Here is a 23,345-nt window from a genome sequence, read left to right as displayed (position 1 = left end):
AAGAACTTATTTATAGCGATACTCGAGCTGGTTTGTTGTGATATTAACAAACAATCTAATGATGGCAGTTTAAAAAAAGAATGTTGATAATTAATTATCAACATTCCTTATAGATAGTTTGCTAAATAAACATATAACGATATTGTAGATTAGATAAATTAATTTAATTAATCTACAAACAATGCTTGAGGTCAGAACTTGATGAAACGCCCCTCTGCTCGATATAAATCTATGCTTATTTGGGTACTATTTACTAAACGGCATACTTATTGAGTAAATAAACAGAGTCTATTTATTCTACAGAAGCCAACTTAACTACTGCGTCGTCTAAATAAATATCAACACCTACTGCGGCATTAGAAAAATACACCGAGAGCTCAGTTAATTCACAATCAGGGGGTGTAAATGTGCCACTCACTAATGTCCAATCACTGTCTGATACAGTAACGGCTGGGCTTGCCTCGGTGTAAATCGCCTCTGAACCTTCACAGGTTTGCTTGATGTTAATGCTAACGTTTTCACTGTCTGAACCTGCAACTCTTATCCAACCGCTTATATCATAAGGGGTGTTTGCAACTCCTCGACCCAAAAAGTCGTAAACAGGTCCTTGCCAATCATTGGTACGAGAATTAACTAATGCTGATTTTTCACCTGTATGCGCAAAATCAGTACTTTCTTCAATGTTTGCCCCCCAAGTTGCCCAGCCATTTATACCCGATTCAAAGGTTGAATTGGTCAATAAATTATCAGTGTCCACAGTAATGTCACTGGTAATAGACACGCTATCGATATAAATATCGACACCAATTGCGGGGCCATCAAAATATACAACGGCACTAGTTAGCGCACAATTTGGTAACACTAAACTACCGGTTAACTTTGTCCACTCGCTATTGGTAACCGTTATAGCACCATGTTGAGTGTAAGATGCATCAGCTTCTTCATCACCTTCACATAAGGTTTTTAAGGTAATGTTTAGCAGATCTTCATTAGTATTTTCAATGCGGGCATATGTGGTAATTTCATAGGTCTTACCGGTTTCAGCAAAAGGCTGTAAATTAAATATCGGGCCTTGCCAAGTCCCTGTTCTATCACTATGTAAAGCACTACTATTACCTGTGTTGGCATAGTTTGTTGAGCTGGCTAATGTGCCGCCCCAAACTGACCAGCCATCAGTGTTTATTTCAAAGTCGCTGTTTGTTACTAAGTTAGGACCTAGATCTTTCTTTTCTTGATGAAAAGTAACGTCATCGACATAGATATCAATACCCACTGCAGGGCCTTCAAAATAAAGAATGGCATCGCTCATCGCACAGGTAGGTAACGTTACCTGCCCCACAATTAAAGACCAATCAGTTGAGTTAGCCTCCGTAGCACCAGTGCCTAAGTACTTAACACCATCTGAACAGGTTGCACTAATTGTCGCTTTAACTTGAGCTAAACCTTCACTAATTGCCGTTCGAGCAAACAATTGGTAAGTTTGGCCTGACTCAACAAGACTCAAAATATTCGTTGATGGCCCTTGGTATTCTTGGGTACGCGCAGTACCGACTAGACTTTGGCTTCCGGCAAATACTTTGCTTGTGGTGATTGCAACTGCTGATGTGTCGTAACCTTCCCACCCTGAAGCATCAATTTCAAAATCACTGTTAGCTAACAGGTTATCGCCAAATCCATCAGTCTTAGGCATTAAAGTTTGTGGTCGAAGGCTTACTGCATCTAAGTAAAAATCTTCACTTACATCAGCGCCTTCAACTGATATAGTGGCGTTGACAAGCTCACAATTAGGTACGGAAAATGAACCTGATAATTGGCTAAATTCAGTGTTGCTGGCAACGACTGAATTAACAACGATAGTAGTCACTTCTTCAGTGACACATTCGAGCATTACATTTACAGAGCTTGCTAATGTAGTTTCGTTAGCATTCATCACCCAAGCTTCAAGGTCATAAACGCTGTTTGCCTTAAGTAAGTTGGTGATATCAATGCTAGCTGTCGCTTTAGCATCTTCACTTGCTGAAGATAACAGCGATGTTATTCCATTCTGTTGATATTCAGTGGTTCTTGTCGTTGTTTCGCCTAAGGTTGTCCAGCCGTCTGTGCCTATTTCAAAGTTACCATTGGCAATTAAGTTTGGCATCACACCTGATTCATCAGCTTCAATACCCATAAAGGCATCAGCTATCGCAAAATAAGCCGGTTTTCTTTGGTAATCAGCAGTGTATAAAAGTGGATCATCGGGTCCAAACTCGCCATCAATCCAACTATATTTGTCTGTGAACCCCCAAACCGTGACAGCGTCACAACGGTCAACATTCATGCATGCATTGACTGCACGATGGTATACCTGTTGTTGAATAGCCAGTTTAGTCACTTGGTCCCAAGGTAAGGCGGATAAACGCACATCAATTTCACTGATGTTAACGTCTAAGTCCAAATCAGCAAAACGTTGCAGGTTATCGGTCATTTGCTGGGTTGATGGTGCATTTGATGCATCTAAATGCATTTGAAAACCCACCCCGTGAATCGGGACTTCAGCATTGATTAATTCTGAAACCATGGTAAATACAGCATCAGACTTAGCATTGATGTTATCGATACTGTAATCGTTATAAAACAACTTCGCCTCAGGATCAGCAACATGTGCTCTAGTGAACGCATCAGCAATGTAGTTTTTATCTAGCTTTTCAAAGAATACAGAGTCACGATAATTAGCATCATCACCCATCACTTCGTTTGCCACATCCCACGCATATATTTGTCGACTATAACGCGCAGCCGTAGCATCGATATGCGCATTAATTAATATGGTTAAATCTTCAGCTGTTACATCACCATTAACAAAAGATGGTGCTTGGCGATGCCATACTAATGCGTGGCCTTTAAACGCTATATCATTTTCTTCGACAAAATCGATCATGCTATCTAAAGCGTCATAATCCCAAACGTCAGAGGTAGCATTTTGAATAGATCCCCATTTACCTATATTTTCAGGAGTCACATAGTTAAATTCTTTCTTTACTATGTCGATATAGTCAGTCTCGTTATTGCTTAAAACACCATGACTTAACGCAGTACCAATGCGTTTATTTGCTTTGTTTGCCGCTTCCACTAAATTAGTCACTAACGGATCGGGATCGACTTCCACGACTGGAGGCACTACGGGTATTGGAGGCACAACTGGTGTTTTTTTGTCATCATCTGAACATGCCGACAATAATAGTAATAAAGGTGAAACGAGTAAGCTTGTCCTGGATAATTTAAATCTATCGTTTTGTATATTCATTTATATTTCCTGAAGAGTATTGTATTTTTAATTAGTCATTTTATAAAATCGCTTTTTATTTTTTATACTACGAGGTAGCTATAAGTCTTATTGACCATAAGCTTGTGGTAAAGTAGACCAATTGAATGTTATTAACAATGAAAATAATCTAAAGATAAGTTGGTTAATGGTGTTTTTTTGTTGGTTATCTTGGTGGGTTGTGTGACTTTTAGTGTCTATTTGTTTGTTTTTTAGGCGTTTATTGGTGTTTGTTGAGGTCTAAACACTTAGAAGGTTTTATTTTAAATAATGTTATTTGAGGTCCTAACTTATTACTTTGACTAGAGCCGTTTGGTTTGTCGTTCGCTATGACATTGTGAATTTATATAGAAATATTTTAAGGTTTTCCTGGCGATTCCCCCAAAGTTACCGTTTGCAACTTAGCCAATTTAACGAGATGACAAAGCTGCCTTTTATAGATTGAGCAAGGTGTAATTACCCTTTACTCGTTTTAATTACCCTAACCTATTTAGAATAAAACAACTGAAATATTACGGCCTTTTAGTCTTACTATTGTTTTTAAGTAATGGTGTTCAACATGACTCCTTATAGATAGCCACATAAAAATCAGTAATAATGGATTTATCTTAAACATTGCAACCCTCTGTGTTGCAACGAGTTAAATACTAACTCTTTATGGGGCAAAATAATTTAGGCAAAGGCTTTATTGACTTACTTATACTAAAGCTCCACATTTTTTCCTTAATACTGACGAAACTATACACTTTGCAAAAGTATAATTAATGCATCAAATTCATTTGGGTATACATTGATTATGTTTAAGGGAAAAAAGCAAAAAACAATTGTTACAAGTTTAATTGTCGGCATATCGTTAACCTTAACAGCTTGTGAATGGGCTGAGGATCTGCTTGATGAAGTTAGCGATTCTACGAGTTCAACTGGCTATTACCAGTTTGTAAATTTAGTTCCCCAGTCTCCTATCATCGAATTTCTGGTCGATGATCAATCTATCGCTGAATTAGCATTCGGAGATGCTAGCACTATTGAGTCTGTAGCGAAGGACAGCTACGACTTAGGATTTAATCAAATTTTACCTAACTCCTCAAACGACGAATTCACTAGCAATGATGGTGTTAGTGTGTCCAACGATATAATTAGTACATATATAATTTATGGTGATACTGATGTGCCATCTTCGCTTACATTAACGACTGATATTTCAGAATTATTCGATGAAGATTTTGATGAAAACTATGATGCAATAATTCAGTTTATTCATTTATCAAACTCAGCATTTGATATCGATGTTTATTGGTTAAACGAAGGAGAAGATTTATTAAACAAAGTCGCCGATCACACTTTATCATATGAAAATTCGAGTGATGAAGTCGAAATACAATCAGGTATTTATAAATTGGTTTTAACTGAATCTGGTACAGATAATATTATTGCATCGAGTGACAGTATTACAGTATCAACTGGTGATGCTCAAATATTTGCGTTGACTAACTACCTAACTGCAGGTTCAGACGATCCTGTATATAGCATTATCAACATTGAAACAGACAGTGCTCGAGAACTCACAAATGAAGCGCAAGCAGCAAAGATACGTTTCTCACATGGTATCTCTGCTCCTGATTACTCAGACATTTTTCTCGACATTTACTTAACCAATCCAGATATCGATAACGAAGCCAACTTGATAGCTAATACATTAGAATTTGGTGCTTTGTCTAATCTAGTTGATATTGAAATTGAAAATGTAGATACGAGCGATACGCGCAGCTTTTACATAATGGATAGTATTAAAGAAGAAAAAATTGATACATTCAGCGTTGATTTACAGCCTAGTAGTCGCATGCTTATCTTAACATCGGGTGATACATCATCATCCATTACAGTAAATGATTACGAAGAAGAGCTTCGAATTATAGACACTCACGCGAAAGTTTTAATAAGCCACAGTATTGATGATATAAAAAGTGATGCTATTGATGTTTTGATTATAAATGATGGCAGTAACCCAGATACTTATTCTGCACAAATTGAACTCAGTTATATGGGCAATGCTGATTATGAATTAGAAAGTGGTGACTACGATGTTTATATTTATAACGCCTCAACTGGTGAATTAATTATTGAAACATCACTACGTGGTATTGAAAAAGGAGAAGTTGTGAATTTAATTGCAACTGACTACACCTACGGTGGTACACCTTATCAGCTACACACCTATTACAACGAATAAAAGCAATATAGCTCAGAAATCAGAGTGGGACCATGCGCCCTACTTTGACCTCACATTCTATAAATCAATGACCTATAGTTAACTAATGAGTATCTTTCTGTGTTTACTAAATTTTAATCGTTGTCTGCATAATCCCTGTAAGTCACAACAAAGGAGCGCTAAATGTCTCTTGTGTTCAACGTATCATTATTTCTAGTATTCATGTTTACCCTGTTGAATCCTGTATATGCCCAAATAGAAACCCAAAAATTACCAGACACCGGCCAAAGTGTTCAATATGATGTAAAGGGAAAGCCTTTATCCATCTCTAATAGTAGCTTGTATACTGGTCAAGACGCTTCAATTGAAGGTAACTCTTTGAGTTATAAAGATAATGAAGGTGGAACGGTTACAGACTTAAATACCGGGTTAATGTGGCAGAAAAGCCATGATACGACCAAAGGAATTTAGCTGAATCAACTAAAGTGATAAACAATATGACCTTAGGTGGTTACGATGATTGGCGTTTACCTACAATTAAAGAACTCTATTCACTGGCCAATTTTGATGGGCAACTAATGAAGCCTGAAAGTGGTCAGGAGAGTCGTCCGTACCTTGATACCGCTTATTTTGATTTCAATTATGATAAACGTATTCCATTTGCTGGCGCTTTCTGGTCAAGTACTGTTTACAATAAAAGCGCAGTGCAAAACTTTACTGCACATGGCGGTCTTCAGGGAGGGTTTGGCTTTAACTTTGCTGATGGGCATATTAAATCATATGAAACAGGCTTGTTTTTCGATCAAACTACCATTCAAAAATCTGACCATATGTTTGTACCTGGCAATTTTGTACGTGCAGTTCGCAATACTACAACGCTCTATGATATGGACTATATTGATAACAATAATGGCACTATCACTGACCAATCAACTGGTTTGATGTGGGCTAAAAATGATAGTGGTCAACAAATGGATTGGGTCAAAGCTCTAGCTTTTGCAGATAACGCTTTGCTTGCAGGTTATAACGATTGGCGATTACCCAATGCCAAAGAGCTTAAATCATTAGTTGATTATGAGAAAAAAGACTTACCAGCAATAAACACTGAGTTTTTTAACGTGACCCAGACTGAATTTAAATCACAAAAGGACGCCTATTATGTTTGGACGAGTACGACTCAAGGCGACTTTAAACAGTTTCGTTTGCGCAAGCTTGGAGCAAGAAAGGCTCAAATGCTACAGAATATTTTGATTGGCACGGGGCTGGTGCGCAGCGAAGCGATCCGAAAAGTGGTAAACCATCGGATTATGAACTTGCTTCTGAAATGGCAAGTGATTACATTTCCATAAATAATTGGGTCCGCTTGGTTCGAGATGCTAAATAATTAGCAGTGAAATTTAACCGCCGCATGGGCCAGTTTGTTCTACTGGCCAATTAAAATTATCTTGTTAAGCGGCTAGATAAATTTGTTCCTTTCTAATTATCTATTTACTCGTCTTGATACTGTTGAACAAGCTTTGCATATCAACAATGGGCTTATGTATTTCATTGTCATCACGATGAACAACTAAGATGTGACAAGCCCCCGACTTCAAATAATTGAGTCGGTTTTAAACGATAGTATTTTGCTTCTATATCCTTTGATAATTCTGCATAAGGCTGTGTCATTACGTCCTGCAGTTCGTGCAGCAATTCATAATTTCCTTCAGCTGCTTGTTGATAAGCAGGTACAACAAACCACTCACGCAAAATATATTTGGGATTTACAAGTTTCATATGTGCAGATATTTCTTTGGTCGATTGTGGTCCAGAAACATTGTTATTAGTACTGTTAGTAATACTATTATCACCACTGATATCACTAATGCTAATGTTGATTAGTACTTTCCAATCATCAAGCCACACTTTCCAGCGATGATTCAATGTTTGTTCATCTGCCCCGCCTGCTAAATCGGAATAAAAACTTTTTTGCAAAGGGGTTATATCGTCTGGAATAGAGGAGAGCTCTCGGAAGAAAATAGTATAATCAACCTTCGTTTGCTTCATCAGCTTGTCTAGCTCACTGAGCATCGAGTTGTAAAGTTGTTGATGATTATTCATGTTTAAATGTTCAAAGCCGAGCTTTTTTGCCCACATGGTATTCATTTGTGTATGCATGACATTTGAAAAACCTTCTTGAATTTCATCAAATTGTCTTAAAAAATCATGCTCAGCAGATAACAACGGACGTAAAGCTGAACAAAAACTATCAAAGTTTTTTTGTGCTGCGTTAGGTTGGTTCATCAAAGCAAAATGTAGTCCTCCACCTGTCCAAGGCGAGTATTGAGGATCAAAAACATCACAAAAACCAAAGGGGCCATAGTCAAGTGTGTAACCACCTGCTGCACAATTATCACTATTGAAATTACCTTGGCAAAAACCAACTCGGATCCATTGTCCGATGAGCGATGTTAGCCGACTTCTAAACTCTTTTGCCAATAAAATTATTTGTGCAGCTAAAGGAAGCTCCTTATCGATTACATCAGCGTATTCACGCTGTATTAAATGTAACACTATCTTTTCGAGTTCTTGCAATGCATTTGCGTGTTCTTGATGACGGACACGGCGAGCAAAAAGCTCAAGTTGTCCAACTCGAATAAAGGACGGTGCTACGCGCGTTGTAATCGCAACAGATTCGGATATTAATATATCAGGATTTTCCGAGCGTGATTCTTCTGAGTACCATGGACGTTGCACTTTATCCGTTGAAACATACAAACTTAAAGAACGCGATGTAGGTACACCTAGAGCGTGCATATGCTCTTGAGCTAAAAACTCACGAATACTTGAGCGTAATACAGCTCGACCGTCAGCACCTCTACAGTATGGTGTTCGCCCGCCTCCTTTTAATTGCATTTCCCAACGTTGGTTGTTGATAACGGCTTCAAATACTGAGATCGCGCGACCATCGCCATAGCCATTACCCGTTTGAAATGGGCATTGCTGAATATATTCAGTACCGTAAATAGAAAGTGCATAACCAGTTGACCACCCGACTTGACGCATAGGCTCGGGAACCTGAGACAAGTCTCCCGAAAATAGACGTACAAAATCAGGGGACGTCGCCAAACTGTCGTCAAATCCAAGTTCTAAAAACAAGTTTTTACTGTGTGCAACGTATTTGGGATCTTTAATAGGAGTCGGTCTAACTGGGACATAATGGCCTGAGAATACTTGTCGAGGTTGGTAATCAATACCGCTACTTGTAGCATCTGGATCTCTATGTAAGGTATCCAAAAGTGAATAACTTGCTGAACTAGCGAGTTGAGTTAATGTCGTTATTTTTACGCTGTTTTGTTGAGACTGACGATTGGACATATATAGTTATACCAAGATTGATAAGAAAATTTTCAATGCATTGTTTATCCTAACGGTTCAGTTGATAAGTTAATAGTTTTAACAAGTAACAAAAAAATAATCATCTTAAAAAATGATGTGCGTTAAGGATGTCTTTTTAGTAGTCATGCTTTAGGATGCGTGACTAAAATCAAGTGACAGTAAAATAATTTCCAATAAACATGTGTAATTTTGATTAACGATTAACGATTAACGATTTGAAGCATGCAGTATGACTAAACAATCCATTAAGCAAGCAATGAAACAAGCAATAGCAACATTGATAGAACGTAGAATGTTGCTGACTGATAACCTTGTTAAGGTAGAAATCTAAACACTTAATGGGATACCCATTATGTCATTGATGCAGAAGATATAATTACAATATGAAATAAAGCATATCGATGACATGATCAAAACTAGAACGACTTATCCAGCTAAATCTGAATCTATATAAGCTTTAGAATAATCTAGAAGTAGAATGTGATATTTGTGGAGAATCGATTCTAAAGCACTTATCTATTCTAGGTGTATTGAATCATTAAATTGAATGCTAAAAACAAAAACAAACACAAACACAAACACAAAGCCTACAGAAATGGCTTGGATTTTTATGTAAGTTTAAAATTTAAACAATATTTGATGAGGCACAAAGCGGATGATAGTTGCTTATAAGCTTTAGGTTATATCAAATTGCGTTTTTATAGATTGTGCGAAACGAATTATGAGTATCCTATAAAGAAGCTAACCCCTTTTAAGTCTAATCCCTAATATTTTAATCCTAAATAGTGTCTAATCGTTACGAAACATTGAAATAAGCTGCTCATCTATCAGTTCAGGTGATTGATGGTTAGCTGTCACAGCCTCGTCACAATACACGCGTTTCTTACAAGACATCAAACATAGCTGCCACAGCTGCTTTTTTGTTTCTATATCTAAACTTTTAATATCTGCAACGCAGATGTGTCCACTTTGGATAAGCGAAGCCATTTTATCAAGTGGAATAGAAATATTAAGTTGTGTCATTGTGTTGTCCTCAAAAATTCAATATAGCAATTATATATTAATGAGAATGATTATCAACACGATTTAAACTGATAACTAATATTTTTATGTTAATTGCCTTATTATTGGTTATCAGCTAAAAAATCGAACCAGGTAGACTTGCTGACCCCATCTTGTTTATAGCTCACTATTGTTCGCCAAACCATATAATTACTGCTGCAAGATCCATAAATTGCAGTTCCCTTAAATGATTTTTGATCGTCTGTTTCTAGTCTGACTGGAATAACGCCCATAAACATATCGCGACCTTCAATTCTAATCTGTACATCGCTTACAGGTACTGAAAACGTAAGTTGGATGTCTAATGGTTTTTCACTTGGTGTGAAAACAGGGTTTATCATGAGAGACACGGTTTGGTTGTTTACACTTTGTTCACAAACTTCTTCTGCAAATTGACATAACGTTTGATCAACAACTTCACTTTGGCTTACTTCGATTGGAGGTTGAGAATCGCATCCTACTAAATTAGCAATAAAAAATAACAAGAAAGCACACTTTGTTAAAAATCGCACAAATAATAACCTCATGATTCAAATTGATAACATTATCTTTAGGAAATTGATCTGGATCAAGTTTCCTCAGGTTCTCTGAGTATCTTTTTTGACGCAGCTCAAGTATCATTGCATTGCCTCATGATAGATACAAAAAACATGAGGTAACACCTTGACAGCGCGTTAAAAAGCAACTTCATTTTAGGTTGTTTTTTCAGCGAATGTCAGCCTAAACAGGTAAAGTTCTTCTTTACTATAATTAAAAGTAAAAGTAATAAGCCGTGGAAGCATTATGATGAATCATTCCCAGCCTACAGGCGCTGATTACAACTACACTATTGTTCGCCAATTCGCATTAACCACAGTTTTGTGGGGAATCGTTGGTATGGCAGTTGGTGTATTGATTGCGGCCCAGTTAATCTGGCCACAACTAAACTTTGAAACATCATGGTTAACGTATAGTCGTCTTAGACCGCTACATACGAATGCTGTGATTTTCGCGTTTGGTACTTCAGCCCTTTTCGCAACATCCTACTATATCGTACAACGCACCTGTCAAACCCGATTATTTGCACCTAAATTAGCTGCATTTACATTCTGGGGTTGGCAAGCCATTATCCTCTCAGCTGCAATCACCTTACCAATGGGTTTCACTTCAGGTAAAGAGTATGCAGAACTTGAGTGGCCTATTGATATCGCAATAACCATTGTCTGGGTTGCTTATGCAGTAGTGTTCTTTGGCACAATCATTAAACGAACTACGTCGCACATTTATGTTGCTAACTGGTTCTTTGGTGCTTTCATTATCACGGTAGCAGTACTGCACATTGTTAACTCAATGGCGGTTCCTGTGAGCTTATTCAAATCATATTCCATGTACTCAGGCGCAGTCGATGCGATGGTACAGTGGTGGTATGGACATAATGCGGTTGGTTTCCTACTAACTGCAGGTTTCTTAGGGATGATGTATTACTTCGTACCTAAACAAGCTGGTCGCCCTGTTTATTCTTACCGTCTTTCTATCGTCCATTTCTGGGCATTGATTGCATTGTATATTTGGGCTGGTCCACATCACCTTCATTATACTGCGTTACCTGACTGGACTCAGACTCTAGGTATGGTGATGTCGTTAATCTTATTTGCTCCATCTTGGGGTGGCATGATTAACGGTATTATGACGTTATCAGGTGCTTGGCATAAGTTACGTACCGACCCAGTTTTACGATTCTTAGTTGTTTCATTATCTTTCTATGGTATGTCTACCTTCGAAGGACCAATGATGGCGATTAAAACAGTAAACGCCCTTTCGCATTACACAGATTGGACTGTTGGTCACGTTCACTCTGGTGCATTAGGTTGGGTTGCGATGGTTTCTATCGGTTCGCTATATCACTTAATACCTGTGTTATTCGGTCACGGCCGTATGTACAGTACTAACCTAGTGAATGTGCATTTCTGGTTAGCGACGATTGGTACCGTGTTATACATCGTAGCAATGTGGATTTCTGGTGTGATGCAAGGTCTAATGTGGCGTGCAGTTAACTCTGACGGTACATTAACTTATAGCTTTGTTGAAAGCTTAGAAGCTTCTTACCCATTCTACTTTGTCCGCTTTATTGGTGGTGTGTTCTTCTTAACTGGTATGTTCATTATGGCGTACAACGTCATTCGTACCGTTAATGCACCTAAAGATACTTTACCAGCATTAGCTGAAGAAAAAGCATAAGGAGCAGAACGATGAAATTTAATCATGAAATTATCGAAAAAAACATCGGTCTGCTAGGTATCTTTACTGTTATTGCCATCAGTTTTGGTGGTTTAGTTCAGATCACTCCGTTGCTATTTTCTAAGGATACAACTGAACCAGTTGAAGGGTTAATTCCGTATACTGCATTACAGACTGAAGGTCGTGATATTTATGTCCGTGAAGGTTGTTATAACTGTCACAGCCAAATGATCCGCCCTTTACGTGCAGAAACTGAACGTTATGGCCATTACTCTGTAGCTGGTGAGTCAGTTTGGGACCACCCATTCCAGTGGGGTTCTAAGCGTACTGGACCTGACTTAGCTCGAGTTGGCGGTCGTTACAGTGACAAATGGCATGAAGTGCATTTGATTAACCCTCGTGATGTCGTTCCACAGTCTAATATGCCAGCTTACCCTTGGTTAGCTGAAAATAAACTAGACGGAAAACTCACTGGTAAGAAGATGCAAATCTTAAGTAATTTCCATCCGGATCATAATCTGTATACCGAAGAAGAAATTGCTCGCGCTCAAGCGGCTGTTGAAGGCAAAACTGAATTAGAAGCGTTAATCGCTTACCTTCAGTCTTTAGGCCACGCGCTGAAATAAGGAGGCAATTATGGATTACGGAACGTTACAAGGCATTCTTACCATTATTGTTATGGTCGTATTTGCTGGCATCTTTTATTGGGCGTATAGCTCTAAAAGCAAAGCAGGTTTTGATGAAGCCGCTAACCTGATTTTTTCTGACGAAGAAATTAAAAGCCAAACTAATCATTCAGGAGATAATAAGTAATGAGTATCTTTTGGAATGTGTGGATTATTTTTCCGACGCTATTAGTTATTGCTGGTTGTTTCTTCCTTTTACGTGCTTGTTCAAAGAACAAGACCGGAATTGAAGAAGGCGAATCAATGGGTCATACCTTTGACGGTATTGAAGAACTAAACAACCCACTACCAAAGTGGTGGGCATACATGTTCTATCTCAGTATTGTTTTTGGCCTGATTTACCTAGCGTTATACCCAGGTCTTGGTAGTTACCAAGGTTTATTTGGTTGGACGAGTTCTAACCAAAGTGTGGGTTACGAAGAAGGTATTAAAGCTGACTCGAAAGCTGCTGTCGAACTCGCTAAAGCTGAAAATCGTTTATCACAATATGACCGTGAAGTTGCGGCTGCTGATGAAAAATATGGTCCTATCTTTGCTGCATATCTAGCGACACCGTTAGAAGATTTAGTTAAAGATGAAGAAGCATTAAAAGTTGGTGGACGTTTGTTCCTGCAAAATTGTGCTCAATGCCATGGTTCAACAGGTAGTGGTGGTATTGGTTTCCCTGATTTAACTGATGGTAATTGGTTATACGGTGGTGAACTAGCCACAATTAAGACTTCTATCATGAACGGTCGAAACGGTATGATGCCTCCAAAAGGCGGTTTACCGATTGAAGACAGTGAAATACAAGGCTTAGCTGAATACGTGTTCAAACTATCTGGTCGTGATCATGACGCTACGTTAGCAGCGCAAGGTCAAGGTTCATTTATGAAAGGCTGTTTTGCTTGTCATGGAATGGACGGCACAGGTAATAAGTTTATGGGCGCACCTGATTTAACTGACAATGCTTGGTTATACGGTGGCAGTCGCTTGCAAGTGATGCAATCAATTGCAAACGGTCGTGCTGGTGTTATGCCAGCGTGGAACGACATCTTAGGTGAAGAAAAAGTTCACGTAATATCTGCTTACGTTTATAGCTTATCAAACAAATAGTTACACCTCGGTAACATCAAAGGCTTCGTGAAAACGAAGCCTTTTTTTTAAGTGATTCTTAAGCCTTTTCAAGGTAAAATAACACAATAATAATTCTTAATATTTAGGACCTTTTTATGTCTGATGTTCAACCCTGGTATAAGCATTTTTGGCCTTGGTTTATTGTTGTTCTACTTCTTGTCGTTGTCATTAAAAGTATGGTGGCAATGAGCATTGCAATTGATAATGCAGACTCGCTGGTTTCTGATGATTATTATAAAGAAGGTAAAGCCATCAATATGGATTTACGTAAAATTAAGCAAGCTAAAAACTTAGGTATGCAGTTTTTAATTGAAGTTCATGACCATGAATTAAAAATTTCCCAGCACGGCGGCCCTGAATACCGCGCCGCACTTCAAGTCAGTTTCATTCACCCGACTCTTGAAGACAAAGATTTTAGAATCAATGCGACTGCAGATGGTAACGGTGATTTCAGAATCGGATTATCTGAAGCAATTTCAGGTCCGTGGAATGTAAGATTACAAGGCTTTGATAATAGCTGGCGTATCCAGCAACGTATTGATATACAAGATGATGTAGAATACTGGTTGAATTAATCTTCATGCAAAATTGCTTTCACTGTAATGAACCTGTTTTAACTGGTAGCGAATTTACAACCGTTATTGATAATCAGGCACAACCTATGTGTTGTCCTGGTTGTCAGGCTGTATCACAAGCCATCATCGACTCTGGGTTAAGTAGCTATTATCAATTTAGAAGTGAACCAGGCAGTAAGCAAACTGCGCTTGTTCCATCTGAGTTGGCTCAATTTTCTGCGTATGATCTTCCTGAAATCCAACAAGACTTAGTCCATTCAAAAGATAACCAAAATACGCTTTCAGTTTCTATCGAAGGGATAACTTGTGCAGCTTGTGCTTGGCTAATTGAACATAAATTAAAACAGCTTCCTGGCATAATTAGCATTGCGGTCAACTCTACTACCCAAAGAGCATTAGTCTGTTGGGATGACTCACGTGTAAAACTCAGTGAAATATTATCAGAAATCAGCCGTATTGGTTATCAAGCTGCGCCTTATCAAATAGACGAACAAGAAAAACTCAGTAAACAAGAATTGCGAAAGTTTCTACTTCGTCTTGGACTAGCTGCATTCGTCACCATGCAAGTAATGATGTTTGCACTGGCTTTATATTCTGACTACTTCATTTTAGAAGATACTGAAATGAGGGATTACTTTCGCTGGGTCAGTATGACGCTTGCCGCTCCTGTGGTCTTTTACTCTGCTCAACCTTTTTACTTCAGTGCCGTTAGAAGTTTGCTCGGCGGTAAGGTTAATATGGATTTGTCCGTTTCTTTAGCTATCGCTGGAGCTTATGTAGCCAGTTGTATCGCGACAATAAACGGCACTGGTGAAGTGTATTTTGAGTCTGTCACCATGTTCACTTTCTTTTTGCTATTGGGGCGTTTTTTCGAACAAAAAGCAAAACAAACCGCATCCGTCAGTTCGAGTAATCTACACAAACTCGTACCGTTAACAGCTAATTTAATATCTGATTCAATAAATAACTCCTCTACTAGTGAAGTAACTGAAATTCCAGCTAAGCGATTAAAAGTTGGAGATACCATTTTAATCAAACCTGGTGAAGTCGTTGCTGCTGATGGGATCATATTATCAGGTAAGTCAGGCTTAAATGAATCAATGTTAACTGGCGAACAAATGCCATTTATCAAAAGTGAGCGAGATACCGTGTATGCTGGCACTATTAATGTAGACCAACCTATTACTGTTCAAGTAACCGCATTAGGTCAAGATCAATTAGTCGCTGAAATTATCCGTTTACAAGAGGTAGCCTCAAATACGAAACCTAAAATTGCTTTGCTCGTTGATAAATCTGCCAGCTATTTTTCAACGGCCATCATTGCTATAGCGGGGATCACCTATTTTAGTTGGCTATTTATTTCACCAGATGATGCTTTCTGGGTCATGTTATCAGTATTAGTCGCTACCTGCCCTTGTGCACTTGCGTTAGCAACACCAACTGCAATCACATGTTCTACGGCAATATTTACCAAACTGGGGATTATTGTTCAAAAAGCTGGCGTATTTGAGAAACTACCATTAATTGAACATGTCGTATTTGATAAGACCGGCACATTAACGTGCGGAACTGTCTCTATTCAAAAAACAATTATTACAGATGAACTTGTTAATGAGCATTCAGCTCTTAATTATGCTGCAACGCTTGAAATGGGTTCTATTCATCCCATCGCAAAAGCTTTTGCGCCATTTGTTAACTCAGACATTATTGCAACAGAGATCATCCACCATGTTGGGCTAGGAATATCTGCTAAGGTTAATGAACATACCGTCAAATTGGGTAATGCTCAGTTTGTCGGCCTCGATGCGTCACATTGTAAAGGCCAATTACTTTGGTTATCTATTGATGACATAATAGCTTCCTGCTTTATATTGCAAGATGCTATCCGTATTGATAGTGCACAAGCTGTAACGGAACTTCAGGCGTTAGGTATTCAAGTCAGCATGGCAAGTGGTGACAGCAGTAAACATGTCACTGAAATAGCCCGTCAATTAAATATTCAACAAGCTTATGCAGGCTTAAGCCCACAAGACAAACTTGAATTGATAAATAATTTACAACAAAAACAGCATGTTGCTATGTTTGGTGATGGTATCAATGATGCCCCAGTACTCGCTGGTGCCAACTTATCAGTAGCAATGGGAAGTGGCAGCGCAATTGCTAAAAATAGCGCTGACTTAATTTTACTTGGCGATCATCTTTCTAAATTCATTCAAGCAATAAAACTTGCTAAACTAACCAATAGAATAATAAAACAAAATCTAATTTGGGCGTTTGCTTACAACATCATTATATTGCCGTTAGCCGTAACAGGTCATGTCGTTCCGTATATAGCGGCGATTGGTATGTCGATAAGCTCAATTATTGTTGTTTCTAACAGTCTTCGCCTGCTAAGGGTAAAACTATGAGTATCATCTACGTATTAATTCCCATTGCCATGCTTTTCGTCGTGGTCGCTGTAGCCGTATTTTTTTGGGCGGTAAAATCAGAACAATTCGATGATCTTGATAGGCAAAGTGTGTCGATATTATTTGATGAAGATAAGCCTACTGTGACTACAGATAATACTAAGACGCTCAATGATGACGTGGTAACTGCTAACTCTTTTGATGATGAGCAAATTGATTCGGATAAATCTGCAACCAAAAAGACTCCGCAAATTGATTGAATATAATGTATGGGGAGCATTCCTGGTCGGATTAATGGGCGCTGCACATTGTTTTGGAATGTGTGGTGGTTTAATTGGCGCTTTTGCTACTAATTTGCCAGCAACATCTTCAAATCGTTTAGCAAACCAATTAAGTTTTTTACTCAGTTATAACTTTGGCCGTATTGCGAGTTACACGATTGCAGGTGCGTTGGCTGGAGCAAGTAGTGCTGCATTAGGCTACATGTTCGATGTTGACAGTTATCTCATTGGTTTAAGAATACTTGCCGGCATTATGATGATAATAACTGGACTTTATATTGCCCAAATATGGTTCGGAGTCGTCCATATTGAAAAACTTGGTAAAGGTTTATGGTCGTTACTCAAACCTATTGCTAATAAATTGTTGCCGATTAAAACCCAGTTTCAAGCAACGATTGCAGGGATGATTTGGGGATGGTTACCCTGTGGTTTAGTTTACAGTACCTTAACCTGGTCAGTTGCATCAGGTGATGCATTGAACGGAGCTTTGGTGATGTTTGCTTTTGGCCTTGGAACACTGCCTGCATTGTTAAGTGCTGGATTAACCGCTAAAAAATTAGCTGGATGGGTTCAAAAAAAGCAAGTACGACTTTTAAGTGGGATCTTGATTGTAGTATTTGGCTTACAAACTATTTATATCGCCATCATGCAGCTAAACTAGCTCAAGCTTTGTTATTAGTTTAACATGGTATTGTAGTAATTAATTGAGAGTATATATGCCTACAGATCAAACTAAACAGCTTCGTGCATCTACTGGTGGTTGTGCAATTCATTGTCATGATTGCAGCATGGAGTCACTTTGCATTCCTTTCACGTTAGATAATAACGAACTAGATAAACTAGACGAAATTATTGAGCGTAAAAAACCAGTACAAAAAGGCGACCAGATATTCAAGTCAGGTGATCCTCTCAAATCCTTATTTGCTATTCGCTCTGGTACAATCAAAAGCTTCACTATCACTGAGCAAGGTGATGAACAAATTACCGGATTCCATTTAGCTGGTGACGTTATAGGCTTTGATGGCATTCATTCTCAAATTCACCAAAGTTTTGCGCAAGCTTTAGAAACTGCAATGGTGTGTGAAATCCCATATGACACATTAGATACTCTCTCTGGCACAATGCCAAAGCTTAGACAGCAAATAATGCGTTTAATGAGTAATGAGATCATGGGCGATCAAGAAATGATTTTGTTATTGTCGAAGAAAAATGCAGAAGAACGTCTTGCTGCATTCATCAATAATCTTGCAAACCGTTTCGGCAGTCGAGGCTTCTCACCTCATGAATTCAGGTTAACGATGACCCGTGGTGATATTGGTAACTATCTTGGTTTGACGGTTGAAACAATTAGTCGATTACTGGGCAGGTTTCAAAAAGCAGGTTTGATTGAAGTCAAAGGTAAATACATCACTATTATTGATCATGTTGCACTCAGCCAATTAGCTGGAAACTCAAGAATTGCCACTTAATTGAGTTAGTTTTCATTTTATGATCTAACGCAACGACATCACCGCAGTTAAGAGTGATAGTAATATAAAAACAGCTTGGAGGTTTTATGAAGGATTATAATAAGATTTTGGTAGTCATTAACCCAATGACTGACCATCAACCTGCTCTGGCTAGAGCCGTTGAACTTGCTTCCAAGTCCAATGCATCTATCACTGCATTTCTCACCATTTTTGATTTTTCTTATGAAATGACTTCAATTCTTTCAAGCCACGAAAGAGAAGCTATGCGTCAGGGTGTTATTGACCAACGCGAAAGCTGGTTAGCTGAAGCTATTTTGCCTTACGCAAAATCAGGCTTAACAATTGATACTAAAGTGGTTTGGCATAACAGGCCTTTCGAAAGCGTTATAAAATACGCCATCGAACAAGATGTCGATTTATTAGTAAAAAGTACCCATGAACACGACAAATTAAAGTCTATTATTTTTACTCCAACTGATTGGCATTTATTACGTAAAGCCCCTATTCCAGTATTAATGGTAAAAGATCATGATTGGCCAGTGGCTGGTAAAATCTTATGTGCAGTAAATGTGGCTTCAGAAGATGATGAGCATTCAACACTCAATACCAAAATAATTGAAAATGCGTTGAATCTTGCAGCTAAATTCTCAGCCCAAATCCATTTAGTGAATGGTTACCCTGGTACCCCGGTTAATTTAGCCATTGAGTTACCTGAATTCGATGCTGCAAGTTATAACGATACCGTCAGAATGCAGCATGAACAGCGAATTCAATATTTGGCCAACAGTTTTAATATCCCTTTAGAAAACTGCCATGTAGAAGAAGGTTTACCTGAAGATGTTATTCCTGAGCTTGCCTTAAAACTCGATGCAGAGTTAGTCATCTTGGGGACTGTGGGCAGAACTGGTTTTTCAGCAGCTTTAATTGGTAATACCGCTGAACATGTCATCGATAGTATCAATTGTGACTTACTTGCAGTAAAGCCTGAGGGTTATAAATCACCTCTTGAAGACTAAAGTCTTTACCATCGGCTTGAATGCTGGAATAATACGCGCCCTGAAACGATAGTTACTGGGCGCTTTTTAATGTCTGAAATGCAACAACAAGAAAAACACTTGGCAGATCGCCAAGCTAAATTAGAAAAGAAATTACGTCATGATGTTGGTCGTGCGATAGGAGACTATCAAATGATTGAAGAAGGTGACGTTATCATGTGTTGCCTTTCTGGCGGTAAAGACAGCTATGCAATGCTCGACATCTTGTTGAACTTGCAAAAGCGTGCACCAATTAAATTTGAAATTGTTGCAGTTAACTTAGATCAAAAGCAGCCTGGATTTCCTGAAGATATTTTGCCTGCGTACTTAGATACGTTAGCAGTGCCATATCATATTCTCGAAAAAGACACTTACTCAATCGTTAAAGATAAAATCCCTGAAGGCAAGACAACATGCTCTTTATGTTCTCGTCTGCGTCGCGGAACTTTATATGGATTTGCGCAACGTATTGGTGCGACAAAAATTGCTCTAGGTCATCATAGAGACGACATCATTGAAACATTATTTTTAAATATGTTCTTCGGTGGAAAAATGAAAGCAATGCCACCTAAATTGTTATCAGATGACGGTGCTAACATGGTCATTAGACCTTTAGCCTATAGCAAAGAGAAAGACATTGCAGAGTATGCGGAGCTGAAAAAATTCCCTATCATCCCTTGCAATCTGTGTGGTTCACAAGAGAACTTAAAACGTGGCGCTGTAAAGGATATGTTGAATCAATGGGATCGTGACTTTCCAGGTCGTATTGAAACAATTTTTACTGCGATGCAGAACACGTCACCGTCTCAAGGTGTTGATAGAAACGCTTTTGATTTTATCAGTTTGCAGCGTGATGCAGATGCTCCTTTATCCGGCGATGTAGCCGAGTCTGATTTACCTGCTTTTGATTTTTTAGATACCACGAATAATGGTCATATCAATTTAGATGAAGCAGCTAAAATTAATATAGTGACAACTTACAAACCGTAAATGGTTGGTCTGTTCTTGCAAAAAAGAAGCCCTCAACTGAGGGCTTTGTTTTTTCTATGCTTTGCTATTTCAACAGTTCAAATGACATAAGGGCTGACAACAAAGGGCATGGCATTAAAACTTAAGGCTTTTAGGTTTGCTAATTGTTCAGAAGTGAGTTGTAACTGGTTTGAAATTGATTGTGCTTTACCATCAATTGTTGCGGTAACAGGTAAGTCGGAATCCGAAAAGCTAAATGTAAGTCCAGTAATTGGTTTACGGAAATACTTCATTGGGAAACCTTGCTGACCATCTAACAATGCATCCATATCATCCTTAACTGCCATGAGTTCCGCTTGAACATACTCTTGTTGAGTTGACTTAGCACGTACTTGCATTGCAACACCACAAAGTGAAGAGTCCCCTTCTACTTCAATATTTAACAAACCTCGGTCTGACTTTAACTGTGCATCAAATGGCAAATATAAACGCTGGTGTTTATCGTAAGTCAGTGGGAATTCATCTTTTTCAGTGGTGATGTTACCTGAAATCATTTTACAGTTATCATTTTTAGGTACGCTAAAAGCAATTTCAACCAACTGATAATTATTTTTATTAACTTGTTTTAGTCTTTCATAAAAACCTGCATATGGAATAGAAACAGAATCAGCGATCGATGTTGGACTTAACAACACGAAAGCGACTAACATTGGTATCTTTACTAACTTCATTTTCTATAATCCTGCTAAATACGCTTTGTTTTGGCGTAACATCTCTAGTAGTTCATCAATATAAGCATCTTTACGTTCTGAGTAATGAATGAGTCCGAAAACTAATTTCTCAGCTGAAGGTTCGATATTTTGTGAACGTAAGTCAGCTCTCATTGATCTTAATAAACGGTATGCTGAATTGGTGTTTAAATTTAGCATGTAAGCTGCTATTGAATCTTCAGGTGTATCAAACGACGCTACTTCATGGTTCATTCCTGCTTTTCTGGATAAAGGCACTAAACCGCAACCTTTAGAAAAACACCATTGTCCGAAGTAATTGTTGCCTTCTTTAGCAAACCTAGAGCTGCCCCAGCCTGTTTCGTTTGCTGCTTGTATTAATACCATTCTTGCTGGCACGGTATCGACTCTAATTAACAAGGGCGTTAAGGTCGTTTCGTCAAACTTTTTTACAGAATAATTATATTTCTGTGTTAATTGTTTTAGCTTAAAGACTTCGGCATCGGTTAATGCTTTTTCATTGGCTAGGTTTGCCAGGATGACTTTTAAAAAATTTCGTTCTTTTAAAATAAGCGCATTTTGATGATTTACAGCTGGCGCCATATAATCAAAAAACACTTGTTTTTTAGTTGGAATATCACTGATCTCAGTAAAATTAGGAATTGTTTCTTGTTCTTTCTCATTTTGCTGAATTTCTGGTGTTGATACTAAAATTTTCTCCAGTGTAGGAACAAGCCAAACACGGATCAAAATAATGCTAATTATAACAACCCCTAACCCAAGGGTGAACTTACCCACTCTACCTGTTCTCAAAAACAATCCTTCCTATATAATTTTCATTGATTATACCGAGAATCATAACTAAAAGCAGTCTTGTGTTTGTGCTATTATTTTAAGTATGCATTTTTAGCATCAGACGATAGCTAGAAATGACATTATCCATGGTCGCAATAAAAGTCATCAAGAGTATGAAAGGAATCAAAAAATGATGAACCAACCATTACAGCAATATGATCACGTCGTCGCATTGGGCGGAGGTCACGGTTTAGGCAGAGTCCTTGCTGCATTATCCTTTTTAGGACCCAAGTTAACTGGAATTGTAACAACAACTGACAATGGCGGTTCAACTGGTCGTATCCGCCAAGATCAAACAACTATTGCATGGGGGGATTTACGTAACTGTTTATCACAGCTCGCCAATCGTCCTTCTATCGGTACCATGTTATTTGATCATCGATTTAATGGCGATAATGAGCTAAATGGCCATAATCTTGGCAATATTATTTTGTATGCCCTAGAACAACTTTGCGTCAGACCACTTGAAGCGATTAAATTAATCAGAACCATTCTGAAAATTGATACTCGTATTATTCCCATGTCTGAAGAACCCACACATTTAACTGCACTAAATGTCGAAGGTCAGATGATATTTGGTGAAACGAACGTTGATGAAATGAGTGAGGTGCCTAGTTCACTAAATCTCGAACCTCAGGTAACAGCAACTTGTGAAGCCATTCAAGCGATTAATAAAGCAGAGCTGATAATCATTGGCCCAGGAAGCTTTCTCACTAGTGTATTACCTCCTCTTTTACTTCCAGCAATTGCTACTGCCATTTCCAATTCAAATGCTCAAATTATTTTCATCGATAATTTAACAAACGAAGTATGTGCAGCAAATAAACTGTTGTTAGAAGATAAATTAAACTGGATAAACCAATTGTTGGGAAGAAATGCTGTCAATAATGTCATCAGTCACGCAGAACATATTGATGTTGGTGAATTTGTAAGTTTTTTTCCGCTTGTCAGTGATCACCATGCGGGTTTACATAACAAAGAAGCTTTAGCTACTGCATTATCAACAGTCATGAACAAATAACAGTCATGAACAAATCAACTTAAATTAAGATTA

The 23,345-nt window shown here is 38.3% G+C and carries 21 protein-coding genes; 15 read left to right on the top strand and 6 right to left on the bottom strand.

All coding sequences use genetic code 11. From position 1 onward, the window contains the following. Positions 1-292: 292 nt before the first annotated feature. On the bottom strand, positions 293-3,286 hold the full coding sequence (locus tag BCU84_RS06840; protein ID WP_102527326.1) for an endo-1,4-beta-xylanase: 2,994 nt from the start codon (positions 3,284-3,286) through the stop codon (positions 293-295). Positions 3,287-4,100: 814 nt separating this feature from the next. Here BCU84_RS06840 and BCU84_RS06835 point away from each other — a divergent pair. From BCU84_RS06835 to BCU84_RS06825, 3 genes are all read left to right on the top strand, one after another. Next, positions 4,101-5,534: a DUF4397 domain-containing protein gene (locus BCU84_RS06835; protein WP_102527325.1), complete on the top strand. Its 1,434-nt coding sequence runs from the start codon at positions 4,101-4,103 to the stop codon at positions 5,532-5,534. A 162-nt stretch (positions 5,535-5,696) separates the two neighbouring features. Continuing rightward, entirely contained in the window at positions 5,697-5,984 is a 288-nt protein-coding gene (locus BCU84_RS06830; protein WP_102527324.1) for a hypothetical protein, read from the top strand. Between the two features lie 14 nt (positions 5,985-5,998). Next, positions 5,999-6,862, top strand: coding sequence for a DUF1566 domain-containing protein (locus tag BCU84_RS06825; protein WP_157936203.1), 864 nt, complete (start codon positions 5,999-6,001; stop codon positions 6,860-6,862). A gap of 205 nt (positions 6,863-7,067) precedes the next feature. Here the strand turns inward: BCU84_RS06825 and BCU84_RS06820 are convergent, their stop codons facing one another. The 3 genes from BCU84_RS06820 to BCU84_RS06810 all read right to left on the bottom strand — a co-directional run bounded on the left by BCU84_RS06820 (position 7,068) and on the right by BCU84_RS06810 (position 10,465). After that, the gene (locus tag BCU84_RS06820) at positions 7,068-8,870 is read right to left on the bottom strand and encodes a protein adenylyltransferase SelO family protein (protein WP_102527322.1); all 1,803 of its coding nucleotides are present in this window, start codon (positions 8,868-8,870) and stop codon (positions 7,068-7,070) included. A gap of 810 nt (positions 8,871-9,680) precedes the next feature. Then, entirely contained in the window at positions 9,681-9,914 is a 234-nt protein-coding gene (locus BCU84_RS06815; RefSeq protein WP_102527321.1) for a hypothetical protein, read from the bottom strand. Between the two features lie 101 nt (positions 9,915-10,015). Beyond that, complete coding sequence (locus BCU84_RS06810; RefSeq protein ID WP_133146622.1) at positions 10,016-10,465, bottom strand: hypothetical protein; 450 nt, start codon at positions 10,463-10,465, stop codon at positions 10,016-10,018. Positions 10,466-10,736: 271 nt separating this feature from the next. Here BCU84_RS06810 and ccoN point away from each other — a divergent pair, with 271 nt between their 5' ends. The 11 genes from ccoN to ttcA all read left to right on the top strand — a co-directional run bounded on the left by ccoN (position 10,737) and on the right by ttcA (position 20,729). Beyond that, positions 10,737-12,170, top strand: coding sequence for a cytochrome-c oxidase, cbb3-type subunit I (gene ccoN / locus BCU84_RS06805; protein WP_102527319.1), 1,434 nt, complete (start codon positions 10,737-10,739; stop codon positions 12,168-12,170). Between the two features lie 11 nt (positions 12,171-12,181). After that, positions 12,182-12,796 (top strand): cytochrome-c oxidase, cbb3-type subunit II, encoded by a 615-nt coding sequence (ccoO, locus tag BCU84_RS06800; RefSeq protein WP_102527318.1) that lies wholly within the window; start codon positions 12,182-12,184, stop codon positions 12,794-12,796. Positions 12,797-12,806: 10 nt separating this feature from the next. After that, the gene (locus tag BCU84_RS06795) at positions 12,807-12,983 is read left to right on the top strand and encodes a cbb3-type cytochrome c oxidase subunit 3 (RefSeq protein WP_102527317.1); all 177 of its coding nucleotides are present in this window, start codon (positions 12,807-12,809) and stop codon (positions 12,981-12,983) included. Then, a complete protein-coding gene (ccoP, locus tag BCU84_RS06790) occupies positions 12,983-13,951 on the top strand; it encodes a cytochrome-c oxidase, cbb3-type subunit III (protein WP_102527316.1) in 969 nt (322 codons plus the stop codon). The genes BCU84_RS06795 and ccoP overlap by 1 nt, the downstream gene beginning before the upstream one ends. A 116-nt stretch (positions 13,952-14,067) precedes the next feature. After that, entirely contained in the window at positions 14,068-14,547 is a 480-nt protein-coding gene (locus tag BCU84_RS06785) for a FixH family protein (protein WP_102527315.1), read from the top strand. Then, positions 14,547-16,955 carry a heavy metal translocating P-type ATPase metal-binding domain-containing protein gene (locus tag BCU84_RS06780; RefSeq protein ID WP_102527314.1) on the top strand — a complete coding sequence of 803 codons (2,409 nt, stop codon included), beginning with the start codon at positions 14,547-14,549 and terminating at the stop codon, positions 16,953-16,955. Before BCU84_RS06785 ends, BCU84_RS06780 begins: the two co-directional genes overlap by 1 nt. Then, complete coding sequence (gene ccoS / locus BCU84_RS20805; RefSeq protein WP_198589540.1) at positions 16,952-17,215, top strand: cbb3-type cytochrome oxidase assembly protein CcoS; 264 nt, start codon at positions 16,952-16,954, stop codon at positions 17,213-17,215. The genes BCU84_RS06780 and ccoS overlap by 4 nt, the downstream gene beginning before the upstream one ends. Next, positions 17,208-17,897, top strand: a complete 690-nt coding sequence (locus BCU84_RS06770) for a sulfite exporter TauE/SafE family protein (protein WP_102527313.1) — start codon at positions 17,208-17,210, stop codon at positions 17,895-17,897. Before ccoS ends, BCU84_RS06770 begins: the two co-directional genes overlap by 8 nt. Before the next feature lie 55 nt (positions 17,898-17,952). Beyond that, positions 17,953-18,705, top strand: a complete 753-nt coding sequence (gene etrA, locus BCU84_RS06765; protein WP_102527312.1) for an electron transport transcriptional regulator EtrA — start codon at positions 17,953-17,955, stop codon at positions 18,703-18,705. 86 nt (positions 18,706-18,791) lie between these two features. Then, positions 18,792-19,721, top strand: a complete 930-nt coding sequence (gene uspE, locus BCU84_RS06760) for a universal stress protein UspE (RefSeq protein WP_102527311.1) — start codon at positions 18,792-18,794, stop codon at positions 19,719-19,721. A gap of 69 nt (positions 19,722-19,790) precedes the next feature. Beyond that, entirely contained in the window at positions 19,791-20,729 is a 939-nt protein-coding gene (ttcA, locus tag BCU84_RS06755; protein WP_198589539.1) for a tRNA 2-thiocytidine(32) synthetase TtcA, read from the top strand. Positions 20,730-20,806: 77 nt separating this feature from the next. Here ttcA and BCU84_RS06750 read toward each other — a convergent pair whose 3' ends face one another. Together BCU84_RS06750 and BCU84_RS06745 are read right to left on the bottom strand one after the other, a co-directional pair. Continuing rightward, positions 20,807-21,439, bottom strand: a complete 633-nt coding sequence (locus tag BCU84_RS06750) for a DUF2987 domain-containing protein (protein WP_102527310.1) — start codon at positions 21,437-21,439, stop codon at positions 20,807-20,809. A gap of 3 nt (positions 21,440-21,442) precedes the next feature. Then, positions 21,443-22,249: a glucosaminidase domain-containing protein gene (locus BCU84_RS06745; RefSeq protein ID WP_102527309.1), complete on the bottom strand. Its 807-nt coding sequence runs from the start codon at positions 22,247-22,249 to the stop codon at positions 21,443-21,445. A 172-nt stretch (positions 22,250-22,421) separates the two neighbouring features. On the opposite strand from BCU84_RS06745, the gene yvcK reads away from it, so the two are divergent. After that, complete coding sequence (gene yvcK, locus BCU84_RS06740) at positions 22,422-23,312, top strand: uridine diphosphate-N-acetylglucosamine-binding protein YvcK (RefSeq protein ID WP_102527308.1); 891 nt, start codon at positions 22,422-22,424, stop codon at positions 23,310-23,312. Positions 23,313-23,345: the final 33 nt, after the last annotated feature.

This window comes from Shewanella sp. 10N.286.51.B7 (assembly GCF_002873615.1).
GTDB lineage: Bacteria > Pseudomonadota > Gammaproteobacteria > Enterobacterales > Shewanellaceae > Shewanella > Shewanella electrodiphila.
The sequence above is the reverse complement of the archived record's forward strand: the minus strand, read 5'-3'. Positions and strand labels throughout refer to the sequence as shown.